Consider the following 14,697-nt stretch of genomic DNA (forward strand, 5'->3'; position numbering starts at 1 on the left):
AATAAAGACAAAATAAAAAAGCTGAAAAATCTAATTGTATTTCCTACGATTCTTCAGCTTTTTTAGCTCAAGATTTTATTTAATTTTGTCTTTCATTTGTTGGAGAATTTTTTTCTCTAGTCTTGAAACTTGCACTTGAGAAATTCCTAATCGTTCAGCAACTTCTGATTGAGTTTGATCTTTATAATATCTTAAATAGACAATTAATCGCTCTCGTTCATCTAGTTGTTTTATCGCTTCTTTTAATGCAAATTTTTCAAACCAATTTGTTTCATGGTTATCAGCAATTTGATCTAACAATGTAATAGGATCCCCATCATTTTCATACACGGTTTCATGTATTGATGAAGGAGCTCTACTAGCCTCTTGTGCAAGTACAACATCCTCCGGTGTAATTTCCATATGAGTAGCAATCTCGTTAATTGTAGGCATTCTCCCAAGTGTTTTACTTAATTCTTCTTTTGCTTTTCGAATCTTATTATTCGTTTCCTTTAATGAACGACTCACTTTAACCGTTCCGTCGTCTCGAATAAATCGTTGGATTTCTCCGATAATCATCGGAACAGCATATGTAGAAAATCGTACATCATAAGATAGATCAAATTTATCTACCGATTTCAATAATCCGATACAACCAATCTGAAATAAATCATCTGGTTCATATCCACGGTTAATAAAGCGCTGAACAACTGACCATACAAGTCTCATGTTGTGCCCGACGATGCTGTCTCTAGCCAATTGATCTCCAGCCTGACTACGCTTAATTAACTCTTTTAATTCATGATCCTTTAACTGCGCACGGGGTTGATCTTGCTTGACTTCTACGTCCATAGGCGATTCTCCTTAATTACTTAAAACATTGCTATTTGATAAGTACTTTTTAACCGTAATCGTTGTACCAACATTGATAGTGGACACAACTTCACATTGATCCATGAAATTCTCCATAATCGTAAATCCCATGCCGGATCTTTCTAAATCTGGTTTTGAAGTGTATAAAGGTTGCATAGCTTCATCTAAATCAGCAATACCAATACCCTCATCTCGAATTGTTAAAGTTACTGTCTGTTCTTCAAGTAGAACTGAGATGAATACGATACCTTCAGGATTATTTTCATAACCATGAATAATCGCATTTGTAACAGCCTCAGATACTACAGTTTTAATTTCAGTTAATTCATCTAATGTAGGATCTAGCTGGGTAATAAATGCAGCTACAGTTACACGAGCAAATGATTCATTTTGACTTAATGCGGAAAATTGAAGGTTCATTTCATTTCGCATTATGCCACCCCCAATACATTAAGTCCATTTGACTCATCATCAGCTAAATGAACAATCTTAAATAAACCAGACATATCAAACAACCGCTTAATTGATGGTGAAATTGAACATACAACCATTTCCCCACCTTTATTTCGAATAACTTTATATCTACCTAAGATGACACCTAAACCAGAACTATCCATAAACGTTAAATGCTCAAGATTTAATAAAATATGTTTGATAGTCTGTGACTCTAATACCTCATTTACTTGTAAACGTAAATCCTCAGCAGTGTGATGATCTAGTTCCCCTGCAAGTCTTACACAAAGGATTGCATTTTTCACTTCAAGTTCAATATTAAGACTCACTACAATAACCTCCTTATTTGACGGTTATTCTAGAGTTTCGTTAAAACTAAACCGAATTCCTTCACGTATGACAAAACTAGTGGCAAAACGCCAAATCTTTTAGTTATACTCGAAATTAGTCGGAAAAAATCAGTTGAATCCTCCAACAGTACGCTTAAATAAATCGTACCAATTAGCTTTACTTACCGATTTATTAGTAACCAAGTCTGTTTTTGATAAAACTTTACTACCTTGCTTTAATACTAAAACTCCGACAACTTGCCCTTTTTTAATTGGAGCTTGAATATTTTTGTTCAGCTGAATATCTTTCGTAATTTTATTCATCGCTTCACCCTTCTTCAATACAACTGAAACTGGGCTTTTAGTGATAACATTTACACCTTTAGACTTACCTTTACTAATGCTAAGCCTTTCGATATTCTCACCTTGTTTAATTAATTGTTTTACTTGATATTGATTAAATGCATAATCAAGTAAATTTGTCATTTGTGCATTTCTTTCTTTAGAAGTTGGTGCACCCATAATTACGCTAACTACTCGCATGTTGTTCTTCTTAGCAGTTGCTGTTAAACAATATTTTGCTTCTGCAGTAAATCCAGTTTTCAATCCATCCGCCCCTGGATAAAAACGAACTAGTTTATTCGTATTAACTAGCCAAAATTGTTTTTCAGTATCTTTTCTCAAGTAATCTTCATAAGTACCAGTAAACTTTGTGATTAATGGATATTTTAAAAGCTCTCTTCCCATGATTGCCATATCATACGCAGATGAATAATGACCAGGTGCAGGTAGCCCAGTTGGATTTTCAAAATGTGTATTCTTTAATCCTAACTGTTTTACTTTTTTATTCATTAGAGCGACAAACGCCTCTTCTGTACCTGCAATTTTCTCTGCCATTGCGACCGATGCGTCATTTCCTGATGCAATTGCAATCCCTTTTAACATTTCTTTTACAGTCATCTCTTCGCCAGGTTCTAAAAAGATTTGTGATCCACCCATTGACGCAGCATGTTCACTTGTCATTACTTTATCATCTAATCTAAGTTTTCCTTTATTGATTTCTTCCATAATAATAAGCATTGTCATAATCTTAGTCATACTTGCTGGTGGAAGCTCTTTTCTAGCGTCTTTTTCATATAAGATTTTCCCAGTATCTTGTTCAATAATTACGGAAGATAATGCACTTTTTGCCAAACTTACATCATTATTTTGTGTCTCTCTTGCATTTACTTTAGGTAGTGATAAAGAAAAGATCATAACACTACTTAAAAGAGTTAGTAATACCCTTTTCATCTATAACCCTCCATTCTTTTCATACATATTTTTTCCAAATATAAGTAGTTTAATCAACCACAGAAGAAAATATTAGAAAGAATGGAACTATTTACATACATGAGAACATATGATATAAGTAAAGTGTATTAATTACACTCATACACTTAATACACTCCATACACTTAAGTAAACATTTGAGGTGGTGATCTCTTGATTATTATTTTAGACCCAAGAAGCCATTTACCCCTTTGGGAGCAAATTGTTCTACAAACAAAAGAACAAATACTAAGGAAAATTTTGGTAAATGGCGATAAACTTCCTTCCGTACGTGAATTAGCAACTACATTGGTGATCAATCCAAATACTGTTAGTAGAGCCTATCAAGAACTAGAGCGCACTGGAGTCATCGAAACGATAAGGGGTAAAGGAACATTTGTAATTGGTTTAACAAAAGAGACTGTTTCAACAGATACCCTTTTAAAATATAAAAATAAACTTTCCAATTTATTAATTGATTGTTTAACAGATGGCTTAAAAGAGGAAGAAATAATTAATTGGGTAAAAGAGTTTTATTCTAATAAAGGGGCTGAATAGTTTGTTGAAAATCCATCATTTAAGTAAAAAACTCGATGAACATGAAGTATTAAAAAATCTAAACTTTCAAATAGAAAAAGGTAAAATCACAGGCTTAATCGGTAGAAATGGAGCTGGTAAAACGACTCTTTTAAGGACAATTGTTGGCATTCTATCTCCAGATGAAGGCTCAATAAGTATTGACGATAAAGAGATTAACGAATTACCTAATACTAGAAGACAAATTGCATATATGAGTGATTCTACAAATTTCATTAATCAATACAGTGTGAAAGAGCTTATTACGATCTATGAAAATTCATATCCAAACTTCAATAAACACAAATTTCTAGAAGCTTTAAATAAATATAAATTACCAAATACATCTCTGCGTAAATACTCAAAAGGGATGAAAACACTTATCTATTTATTACTAACCTTTTCAACAGATGCAAAATACGTCATTTTAGACGAACCAACTAATGGTTTAGATCCAGTCGTTAAACGAACTGTTTTGCAATTAATCATTGAATATGCAAGCACTAACTCAGTCGGAGTGATTATTTCATCACATCATCTTGCTGAGCTAGAAAAAATAATTGATCAATATTTATTTATTAAGGATGGAAGAATTAATTCAATCTCTACAATGGAAGAAAGTACGAGTCAATTTTATAAATTACAAGTAGCATTTGAAGATGGTTTACCTAAAATATTCGAAGATGACCCGTCTATTTCTGTATTCTCAAAAACTGGCAAAGTAGCAATCATCATTATTAATGGAAATAAGAACGAATATATAAAACGAATGGAAAATGAAAATCCACTTCTTCTAGAAGAACTTCCATTGACATTAGAGGATTTATTTTTCATAAATGATGGAGGGGACTTATATGTTTAGTAAAGCATTGTGGCTAATAAATTCCAAACAATCTAGACTTGCACTTATTTTATTATATCTTGTCTATCTGATTATTCTTCCATTTAGCTATTACAATAATACTGATGAATTAAATCGAGCTTTACTAACTAATCCTAGTGATCCGTACCTTTATATATCTGATTTTAGTATGCTAGCATTTATTTCACCGATCATTGTATTAATATTAAGTATTTTATTAATTGGAATTGGACGAAATACAGGAGGAATTGATTTTCAATTTTCCCTTCCTTACTCACCAAGACAACTTTATTTATCAAAATGGGTGTTTGGAATTGCTCATATTTTTATGGCGACTGTTGGATTAATTATTTTAACTCTATTAATCCATTACAATACGAATCTACACAAATATATTGATGCTTCATCATTTGTAACCATTTTTACTGTCATATTCCTATTTACGATTGCTTTTTTTACAATTGGTCTCTCGATTGGAACACTTACAGGTCATTATTTTTCTCAAACACTTTTCACTATTTTTACGATTTTCTCACCTAGTATTATCTATTTTAGTATTTATTCAAACTTAAATGGGATCTTTAACTATAAATTACCTGACAATAGCTTTGAAAAAACGATTACTAGTTGGTCTATTCCATATCAAACAGGCCCACTATCAATTTCAAAGGATTTTAATGAACAAATCGTCCATTATCCAACTATAGACTACGGAAATTTAACGATCATTATCCTTTATATCGTTGCATTTCTAATAATTGGTTTATTATGTTACAACAGATATGCGAATGTTAATAATGGCAAATTATTCGTTTATAAAAAATTCGGTTTATTCGTAAACGTCTTATTTGTATATCTTTCAGCGACATTAATTGCTTTATTAACATCTACCATTGCAAATGGAAATAACACGATTATTTACGTGATTGGATTAATAATTGGTACCGTTGTTGGCTATTTCTTCTATAAACGATTAAATAAATTTTTTGATTAATGTTTTGCAAAATCTAAATTTCAAAAAACAACAAATTAAAAAGCGCTGGTTCTCATTAGAAGAATCAGCGCTTTTTCTTATGCAATAAAGTTCAATGCAAATCGTACAAAGAATAATGCTGAAATTGCCACCATGTATGGTGTGATTTCAGTTTTCTTACCTGCTGCCATTTTAACTAATGGATAAGCAATAAAACCGAATGCAATTCCGTCAATAATACTATATGTTAAAGGGATGAATGCTAAAATTAAGAAGGCTGGTATTGCCTCAGTAGGATCATCCAATTGAATATCTGTAATATGTTTAACCATTAATGAACCGATTATGATTAAAATTGGTGCAATTGCAGATGTCGGAATATATGCTATTAATGGCATAAAGAGTAAACATCCTAAAAATAAAAATCCAGTTACAACAGAAGTAAGACCTGTTCGACCACCAGAACTGATACCTGCACTACCTTCAACAGCAATCACTGTTGGGCTAGTTCCAAGTAATCCGGATAAAATAATACCAAATGCAGTTCCTTGAACAACCTTTTGTTGCTTATGCTCTTGGTTCATCATGCTTAATTGACCATGAATAATACCGATTGATTCGAATAATACAACCATCGTTAACGAAAATACTGCAATCCAAAATGGAAAACTCAATACATGAGTAAAGGTCAGTTGTCCGACAACTTCACTAGCAGATTTCATTGTAATTTTTGTTGTATCATGTGCTTTTTCAATTCCACCATGCAAAATGAATGAAATGATGGTACCTAAAATAACCGTAATTAAAAAGTTAGCAGGTACATTTTTAATAAAAAGATAAATCGCAATACCTAGTGTAATAACTGTTGCTAAAACATCCACGTTTGTAAAATTTGCAATCGATACGAACGTACTTTCATTTTTTACAACAATCCCACCAGCTTGAAGACCGATAAACGTTAAGAAAAATCCAATTCCAACTGTAATTGCACTTTTTAGTGATAATGGAATCGCAGTTGTTAATTTCTTAATTAACTTTGTGAATGATAAAATTGATAATAAGATTCCACTTACAAATACAACAGCAAGTGCTTCCTTCCAATTCATTCCCATTTCTCCAACCATTGTATAAGTAAACAATGCGTTGATGCCCATTCCCGGAACTAATACTAAAGGTGAATTACTCCATAATCCCATCATAACGCTTCCAAAGAAAGCTGACAAAATGGTGGCAATCATTGCACCTTGGAACGGTATACCTGCATCATGCAAAATTGTACTATTAACGGACAAAATATAGACAAGTGTTAGAAATGAAACTGCACCTGCAATCAACTCCGTTTTAATGGTCGTACCGCTACCTTCAAGATTAAACTGTTTGTTCAATAAATTTTTCAAAGAAATTCCTCTCTTTTAGTGTCTCCCTCTCCCACCCATGCAACAAGGCACGATTACAATTATACTAAATTTAATCAAATAATTAAACAAGAAAATAATTTTCTTTAGTGTTTTCATTACAATGCTTTACGATCACAACAATACTAGCAGTTTCTCATCTTGTAAAAACTTATAGTTATTTAGGGTTTTGTTTATGAATTTTTTTTGATGAGCAAATTAATCGGAAATAAAAAGTACTGGATTCATATAAGAACTACATGGGCCTGAGACCTCAAGATGTTAGGAAACAACTTAACAACTTAGGTCCCAGCTGCCCGTAGGAATGCGAGCATCTCTAGTAGAAATCCCCGTAATATTAGGCATTTCCGTAATAATCAGCTACATAGATAAAACCTTTTTTTCGAAGGATATAATTTTCTTCATTTAAAGAATAACATTTTGCGTGTTCATTTTTTAAGAATTCCTTATCACCCTGATTATGTTCTTGGTCATCTTGAATTTCAGACTTTACGGCTAAAATTGGATGACCATTAAAAAATACATGAGTCCTCAATGCAATTGATGGTGATGAATGTAATACAATAAATAAAATGATTGGTATTAATATTACTGGACTAAACATCAGTATTATTTCTTTCCACGTCGTTTGCCTCAACTTTACACCTCTTATTAGAATAACTATTTTTCTTGATTATGTGAAAATTCGCTAAAAACTTTATAACTCCAATCACCATCTGTTATTAGAAAGCTTAAACTTAAGTATTTAAAAAATAATTATTAGCAAAAACAAACCCTTGCATAATATGGCAAGGGTTTGTCAAAAGTAGCAATCAAGCTAAAGTTCGAATCAATTAATTTGATTATTTGATCATTCTCTATTAATTATTAATCTAGAATTTCTCCCCGGTCATAATTGACATAAAATCTTTATAAAACCCTTCATAATCGAGGCCTACTGCGATATGTTGTTGCGGTCTTCCATCAAATTTCTCAGGAGTATCCGTTACTCGAAAATCTGCAATACTTTGCCCCCTAGCCACATCGGTTGAATCAATTACAACAGCTGATGTATAGAATTTAAATAAATCGCTACGTATGACTGCCATGAGAGTAACCGCGTCATGAACTGGACTCCCTTTTATGCCAGGTACCTTCTTTTGATAGAAGTTGAAGTAATAGTAATCTAATAATGGTTTTACAAGATCAGTTTTCCCTTTAGAATGAATATAATTGGCCATTGAAGGAGTTACGATGGCATTTTGCGTTACATTTAATGGGAAAATATATGCACCACTTACATACTTCATAACGATATTAGCTGCTAACGGATCACCATGAAAATTCGCTTCAGCTACTGGTGTAACATTTCCAGGATACAGAAAAGCCCCGCCCATAATATAGTATGAATTCACACTTTTCATCAAATCTTCGTATAAGATAAATAGGGTCGCTAGCGAGGTTAACCTCCCCGTATTAACGATTATTAGTTCATCCTTATACTGTTCAATCAAATTGATCACATCACAAAAGTTTTCTAAGTTTTCTAACTTTAAACCTGGGTCAATTGGACCTAAACCGAACGGACCATGTATATCGAGGTAATAGGTCGGGATTTCTCCCGTCATTGGTTTCTCAGCACCCCCATAGACTTTAATATATTCTTTTCCTGACCTTTTAAGTAAAAACCGAACATTCCTTGTCGTTTCTTTTTTAGATACATTCCCATAATCCGCTACAATCCCAATTATATCAATATCTTCTGTTAATCGTGCATAAACCAAGGCGATCGCATCATCAATTCCTACATCACCGAAGAATAACACTTTCTTTCCCATTAGCTTAGCTCCCTTTAAATCAAAACTTTGGAACATTTTTTTATTTTTTATTCCTTTGATATAAAGGTATGTTGTTATCTTTTTGAAAAGTATATAAAAAAGATCGAATATATTAACTTGAAAAGTAACCTACCATTAAGAAGAACAAAAAAAGCTATTCTCATCACTGAGAATAGCTTTTTAAAAATCTTTAAGCTTCCATAATTAAATCATAAACTAATGTAGGTTCTTCTACTTTTTCAGTAGAAATTTTAATATTTTCTAGTAAGTCTTTTTCAACTTCACTAATATCTTCTGTGCTTGAATAGACAGTAACTAATGATTCGCCTTTTTTAACTGCTTCGCCTACTTTTTTGTTTAGCATTAATCCAACAGCTAAGTCAATAACTGATTCTTTTGTTGCACGTCCTGCGCCTAATTTCATAGCTGCTGTTCCTACTGCATCAGCAACGATTTGTGAAACATAACCGTCTTGCTTTGCTACTACTTCTTGTACATATTTAGCTTGTGGTAGTTTTGATGGATCTTCTACTACTGAACCGTCTCCACCTTGAGCTACTAAAAATGCTTTAAATACTTCTAAAGCTTTTCCGTTTTTCATATTTTCTAGAAGTTTAGCTCTTGCTTCTTCTAATGTTTCAGCTTTTTTAGCAAGTACAACCATTTGGCTACCTAATACTAAGCATAATTCTTCTAAATCTTTTGGACCTTCACCTTTTAGAGTGTCAATTGCTTCTTTCACTTCTAATGCATTACCAATTGCAAAACCTAATGGTTGACTCATATCAGAAATAACTGCAACTGTTTGTCTTCCAACGTTGTTACCAATCTTAACCATCGCTTTAGCTAAATCGCGTGCATCATCAATATCTTTCATAAATGCACCTGCACCCGTTTTAACATCTAAAACAATTGCGTCTGCACCAGCAGCGATTTTTTTACTCATAATTGAACTTGAAATTAATGGGATTGAGTTAACAGTTGCTGTTACATCACGAAGTGCATATAACTTTTTGTCAGCCGGTGTTAAATCTCCTGTTTGTCCGATTACAGCTAATTTAATATCATTTACTTGTTTCGTAAATTCTTCTTCAGTTAATTCAACATGGAAGCCTTCTACTGCTTCTAATTTATCGATTGTACCACCAGTGTGACCTAAACCACGTCCGCTCATTTTGGCAACTGGAATATCTAAAGAAGCTACTAATGGACCTAATACAAGTGTAGTTGTATCACCTACTCCACCAGTTGAATGTTTATCAACTTTGATTCCTTCAATGTTAGAAAGATCAATTGTATCACCAGAATGTACCATAGCCATTGTTAAATCACTATATTCTTTTTCAGTCATGCCCTTTAAGAAAACCGCCATTGCAAAAGCACTCATTTGATAATCAGGTACACTACCATCTGTGAAACCTTTGATTACAAAATTAACTTCTTCTGTTGTTAATGTTTTTCCGTCACGTTTTTTTTCGATTAAATCTACCATTCTCATTTTTGAAACGCCTCTTTCTAATTTGGATATATTACTTCTAATGAAAAGTGACTTCCACATAATGTAGAAGTCCTTTTATATTCGTTAACTTTTGAATTAACCGATTTTACGAATAATCTCTTTTACTAATGATAAAAATGATGCTCTTACTCTTTGTGTTGTTTCAATAACTTCTTCATGGTTTAGCGGTTGATCTAAAATACCCGCTGCCATGTTTGAAATACATGAAATACCAAGTACTCTTAATTCAGCATGACGTGCCACAATTACTTCAGATACAGTTGACATCCCAACAGCATCAGCACCTAAAGTTCTAAACATGCGAATTTCAGCTGGAGTTTCATAAGATGGTCCTGTTAGTGCAGCGTAAACTCCTTCTTGAAGTTTTACATCTACTTCACTAGCAGCACTTTTTGCAATTTCTCTTAATTCACGGTCATATGGATAAGACATATCTACAAAACGAACGCCAAGCTCTGGGTTATTTGGTCCAATTAGTGGACTAGTACCAGTAAAATTAATATGGTCTGTAATTAACATTAAATCACCAGGTTCGTATGAAGTATTAACTCCACCAGCAGCATTCGTTACGATTAATTTTTCTACACCTAATTCTTTCATGATACGTACAGGGAATGTAACTTTTTCCATGCTATATCCTTCGTAGTAGTGAACTCTTCCTTGCATTGCTACTACTTCGATACCGTGTATCGTTCCAAAAACTAGTTGTCCTTCATGCCCTTCTACTGTTGACGTTGGGTATTCAGGAATCGTATGATACGGTATTTTTTCTTGGTTTTCTATTTCGTCAACAAGAACTCCTAAACCTGATCCTAAAATCAATCCAATTTTAGGCTGTCTGTCAACTTTACTTTTAATAAAATCAGCGGCTTTATCGATATTTTCTTTATTCATATGTAACTCCACCTTATCTCAATTTTTCAAAAAAACTTGATCCATGTGATGGCATTGTAACTTTAAAGTTTTCTGCAATGGTTGCTCCAATATCTGCAAAAGTTTTTGGAATTTCTAATTCTTTACCTTCTGAAAACTGTTTACTATAAACTAGTAATGGAACATATTCTCTTGTATGGTCTGTACCAGTATATGTCGGATCATTTCCATGATCGGCAGTAATCATTAATAAATCATCTTCTTTTAATAAATCAAATACTTCAGGTAATCTTGCATCGTATTCTTCTAATGCTTTACCGTAACCTAGTGGATCTCTTCTATGACCGTATACTGCATCAAAATCAACTAAATTTAGGAAGCTTAAACCAGTGAAATCCATTTTTAATGTTTCAACTAATTTATCCATACCGTCCATATTTGAAACAGTACGTAATGCTTTCGTAATTCCTTCACCATCGAAGATATCAGCAATTTTACCGATTGAAATTACATCATAATTTGCATCTTTTAATTCATTCATAACAGTACGTCCAAATGGTTTTAATGCATAATCATGGCGATTTGGTGTACGTTTGAAGTTTCCAGGCTCACCTACAAATGGTCTCGCGATTACACGACCAATCATGTATGGATCATCTAATGTTAATTTACGTGCAATTTCGCAATAACGATATAAATCTTCTAAAGGAACAACTTCTTCATGAGCTGCAATTTGTAAAACAGAATCAGCAGACGTATAAACGATTAAATCGCCTGTTTTCATATGTTCTTCACCAAGTTCAACTAATATCTCAGTTCCAGAAGCAGGTTTATTTCCGATTATTTTACGATCAAAATGAGTTTCCAATTCGCTTATTAATTCTTTAGGGAATCCATCAGCAAAAACTTTAAATGGCTTATCAATATGAAGACCCATGATTTCCCAATGTCCAGTCATTGTATCTTTTCCAACTGATGACTCTTCCATTTTAGTGTAATAAGCAAGTGGCTTATCCGCCTTTGGAACCCCTTTCAATTCTCTAATATTACTTAAACCTAGTTTTGCCATGTTCGGCATATGTAAACCATTCATTTCTTCAGCAATATGGCCTAGAGTATCTGAACCAACATCATTAAATTTTTCTGCATCAGGAGCTTCTCCGATCCCTACAGAATCCATAACAACGAGGAACACTCTATTAAATTTTCTATTCATTTGTTTTCCTCCTAACTCATCGAAACAAACTGAAACTTAAATGATTGCGTCAGATGTCTGACAACTAAAGTATACTTATTGTCCTAATTCTTTTCAAGAATTATATTTTCCAATTTGTGTCTATTGATACTATATTTCCCCAGAATACTGTTATTTTGACATAAATATTTCATAATTATTTTCTTTTATTAGTCACTAATAAAGATGATATGCTAAAATTTCCTCTTACATACTGTATTGAAAAAATAAAAAGCCCAAGCTTTATAAGCTGGGCCTTTTAGCGTATTATGCTGTTTGATTTTCTGAACTTGCAATTTGATGTTTTTGTGCTTTTCTTTTAGCAACTATTGTACCAGCTGCAATTACGATTGCAGTCATGACAATTTTGAACGCTAAAGCAATTGTATGGTTTTCAAAAACATCGTTAATCATTTTTTCATGAGTGATCATACCAGCTGCAGTCCAAGCTAAGATACCTGAACCAATTGTTGTAATAATTGGGTATTTGTTCATAATTTTCATTAATAATGAGCTTCCACCAACAATAATTGGAATTGAAATTAAAATACCAATTACGATTGCAACTAAGCTACCATGTGATACACCAGCTAAAGCTAAAACATTATCAAGACTCATTAACGCATCAGCAATGATGATTGTTCGAACTGCTCCCCATAATGTTGCACCACTTTTAACTTCGCCGTGTCCAGAGTCATCGACTAATAATTTAAAAGCAATCCATAATAACATTAAACCACCGATTGCATAAATAAACGGAATTTTTAATAAATACACGATTACTGCTGCAAATACTATACGTAGTCCAATTGCACCTAATGTACCAAATAATACTGCTTTTTTCTTTTGGTCTGCTGGCAAGTTTTTCGCTGCTAATGCGATAAGAATAGCATTGTCACCACTTAATAACAGGTCGATAAAAATTACATTCAATAGTACGCCAATACTTAATCCACCTAATAAATCCATGACTCTTCCCCCTTATGAAACTTCTATTTTTAATTAAACAACCTGTACCCGTGACTACAAAATAAAAAGACCTTTGCCAATAGTTGTAGTTCTACGGCAAAGGTCTTGCTGAGCACACATATGTATGCCAACAAAGCCGATGAGAATTTCTTCTCATGTAATGACGACTTTGTTTCAGGATCTCTCCTGACGCTACTCCCCTTTGGAGTATTCGATTGTTTATTAATAATATAATAGTATTCTAGCTAGTCCATTATGTCAATAGATTTTTAATTGGTTTTTAATTATAGTTTTTATGCTTTCATATCAATGTAAATAATTAACTTATTGTTTTGTCAATATTTTTGGTCCATTACTCGTAATCGCTAAAGTATGTTCATATTGTGCTGAATTTTTTCCATCTCTTGTTCTTGCTGTCCAGCCATTTGAATCCATTATTGATTGCCATGATCCTAAATTAATCATCGGTTCAATCGTAATAACCATCCCTTCACGCAGTCTTAAACCTTTACCAGCCATACCAAAATGAGGAACATATGGCTCTTCATGAAGAGTTGGTCCTATGCCATGTCCAGTAAAATCACGTACTACAGAATAACCTAATGACTCAGCATAAGATTGAATCGCAAAACCAATATCACCAATACGATTACCTATTACAGCTTGCTCTATACCTTTATATAGGCATTCTTGCGTAACTTTTAATAAGTCTTTGTTTTCTTTAGCTATATTTCCTACACCGTATGTCCAAGCCGAATCAGCCAGCGCACCATTTAAATTTACAACCATATCAATCGTTACAATATCTCCATCTTTTAATGGTTTTTTACGAGGGAATCCGTGGCAAATCTCATCATTAATTGACGAACATGTTGCATATTTATATCCTCGGTAACCTTTTTGCTCCGGTTTCGCACCATTTTCAGCTAAAAATTTTTCTACAAATTGATCGATTTCCCAAGTCGTAATCCCAGGTTTAATCATTTTTGCAATTTCCTTATGCGTAGCAGCCAATAAAGTACCTGCTTCATCCATTAAGTTAATTTCACGTTCAGTCTTAATCGTAATCATTTATTTCATCCTTTCGGGGTCACCCTTAGTTTTCAGTTCATACATGATTAATTTAATATATTATGCTTTTCACATTATAACAATCATTTTACAAGAAAAAAGAGCTTAATTTAAGCTCTTAATGTGTAAACAAAATTCTAATATTCTGAGTAATTAAGCTCTTGGATGAAACTCTTTATAAACATCCTTCAGCCTATTTTTCGTTACATGTGTATAAATTTGTGTTGTAGATATATCTGCATGTCCTAGCATTTCTTGAACCGATCTTAAATCCGCGCCATTTTCTAATAAATGTGTTGCAAATGAATGCCGTAAAGTATGCGGCGTTAATTCATGTTGAATATTGGCTTTTTCAGCTTGTTTTTTTAAGTTTTTCCAAAATCCTTGTCTAGACATTCTATTTCCATGATGATTTAAGAAAAATGCATCATTATTTTTTTTAC

General features: G+C 33.0%; 16 protein-coding genes. 3 read left to right on the forward strand and 13 right to left on the reverse strand.

What is annotated here, in order from left to right:
* Positions 1 to 75: 75 nt before the first annotated feature.
* The 4 genes from sigF to CN514_RS17650 form a co-directional block, all read right to left on the reverse strand.
* A complete protein-coding gene (gene sigF, locus CN514_RS17635) occupies positions 76 to 831 on the reverse strand; it encodes an RNA polymerase sporulation sigma factor SigF (RefSeq protein ID WP_098233726.1) in 756 nt (251 codons plus the stop codon).
* A 12-nt stretch (positions 832 to 843) separates the two neighbouring features.
* The gene (spoIIAB, locus tag CN514_RS17640) at positions 844 to 1,284 is read right to left on the reverse strand and encodes an anti-sigma F factor (RefSeq protein ID WP_098233727.1); all 441 of its coding nucleotides are present in this window, start codon (positions 1,282 to 1,284) and stop codon (positions 844 to 846) included.
* Positions 1,284 to 1,634: an anti-sigma F factor antagonist gene (gene spoIIAA / locus CN514_RS17645; RefSeq protein ID WP_069031806.1), complete on the reverse strand. Its 351-nt coding sequence runs from the start codon at positions 1,632 to 1,634 to the stop codon at positions 1,284 to 1,286. Before spoIIAA ends, spoIIAB begins: the two co-directional genes overlap by 1 nt.
* A gap of 129 nt (positions 1,635 to 1,763) precedes the next feature.
* A complete protein-coding gene (locus tag CN514_RS17650; RefSeq protein WP_098233728.1) occupies positions 1,764 to 2,927 on the reverse strand; it encodes a D-alanyl-D-alanine carboxypeptidase family protein in 1,164 nt (387 codons plus the stop codon).
* A gap of 192 nt (positions 2,928 to 3,119) precedes the next feature.
* On the opposite strand from CN514_RS17650, the gene CN514_RS26875 reads away from it, so the two are divergent.
* From CN514_RS26875 to CN514_RS17665, 3 genes are read left to right on the forward strand one after another with little or no spacing between them, the layout of a single operon-like run.
* A complete protein-coding gene (locus CN514_RS26875; protein WP_098233729.1) occupies positions 3,120 to 3,503 on the forward strand; it encodes a GntR family transcriptional regulator in 384 nt (127 codons plus the stop codon).
* Position 3,504: 1 nt separating this feature from the next.
* Positions 3,505 to 4,383: an ABC transporter ATP-binding protein gene (locus tag CN514_RS17660; RefSeq protein ID WP_176525955.1), complete on the forward strand. Its 879-nt coding sequence runs from the start codon at positions 3,505 to 3,507 to the stop codon at positions 4,381 to 4,383.
* Entirely contained in the window at positions 4,376 to 5,377 is a 1,002-nt protein-coding gene (locus CN514_RS17665) for an ABC-2 transporter permease (RefSeq protein WP_176525956.1), read from the forward strand. The genes CN514_RS17660 and CN514_RS17665 overlap by 8 nt, the downstream gene beginning before the upstream one ends.
* Positions 5,378 to 5,454: 77 nt before the next feature.
* Here the strand turns inward: CN514_RS17665 and CN514_RS17670 are convergent, their stop codons facing one another.
* The 9 genes from CN514_RS17670 to CN514_RS17710 all read right to left on the reverse strand — a co-directional run.
* A complete protein-coding gene (locus tag CN514_RS17670) occupies positions 5,455 to 6,753 on the reverse strand; it encodes an NCS2 family permease (RefSeq protein ID WP_069031801.1) in 1,299 nt (432 codons plus the stop codon).
* A gap of 355 nt (positions 6,754 to 7,108) precedes the next feature.
* On the reverse strand, positions 7,109 to 7,408 hold the full coding sequence (locus CN514_RS17675; protein WP_098233732.1) for a hypothetical protein: 300 nt from the start codon (positions 7,406 to 7,408) through the stop codon (positions 7,109 to 7,111).
* A gap of 235 nt (positions 7,409 to 7,643) precedes the next feature.
* On the reverse strand, positions 7,644 to 8,588 hold the full coding sequence (locus CN514_RS17680; protein ID WP_098233733.1) for a nucleoside hydrolase: 945 nt from the start codon (positions 8,586 to 8,588) through the stop codon (positions 7,644 to 7,646).
* Between the two features lie 190 nt (positions 8,589 to 8,778).
* Positions 8,779 to 10,086 (reverse strand): pyrimidine-nucleoside phosphorylase, encoded by a 1,308-nt coding sequence (locus CN514_RS17685; protein ID WP_098233734.1) that lies wholly within the window; start codon positions 10,084 to 10,086, stop codon positions 8,779 to 8,781.
* Between the two features lie 96 nt (positions 10,087 to 10,182).
* A complete protein-coding gene (locus tag CN514_RS17690; RefSeq protein WP_098233735.1) occupies positions 10,183 to 11,001 on the reverse strand; it encodes a purine-nucleoside phosphorylase in 819 nt (272 codons plus the stop codon).
* A gap of 13 nt (positions 11,002 to 11,014) precedes the next feature.
* Positions 11,015 to 12,196 (reverse strand): phosphopentomutase, encoded by a 1,182-nt coding sequence (gene deoB, locus CN514_RS17695; RefSeq protein WP_098233736.1) that lies wholly within the window; start codon positions 12,194 to 12,196, stop codon positions 11,015 to 11,017.
* 285 nt (positions 12,197 to 12,481) lie between these two features.
* Positions 12,482 to 13,183: a TerC family protein gene (locus tag CN514_RS17700; RefSeq protein ID WP_098233737.1), complete on the reverse strand. Its 702-nt coding sequence runs from the start codon at positions 13,181 to 13,183 to the stop codon at positions 12,482 to 12,484.
* 324 nt (positions 13,184 to 13,507) lie between these two features.
* Positions 13,508 to 14,254, reverse strand: coding sequence for a type I methionyl aminopeptidase (gene map, locus CN514_RS17705; protein ID WP_098233738.1), 747 nt, complete (start codon positions 14,252 to 14,254; stop codon positions 13,508 to 13,510).
* Between the two features lie 153 nt (positions 14,255 to 14,407).
* On the reverse strand, positions 14,408 to 14,697 hold a 290-nt coding region (locus tag CN514_RS17710), incomplete at its 5' end, for a tyrosine-type recombinase/integrase (RefSeq protein WP_176525957.1).

The sequence above is a fragment of the Bacillus sp. AFS001701 genome, assembly GCF_002559405.1.
Classification (GTDB): domain Bacteria; phylum Bacillota; class Bacilli; order Bacillales; family Bacillaceae_G; genus Gottfriedia.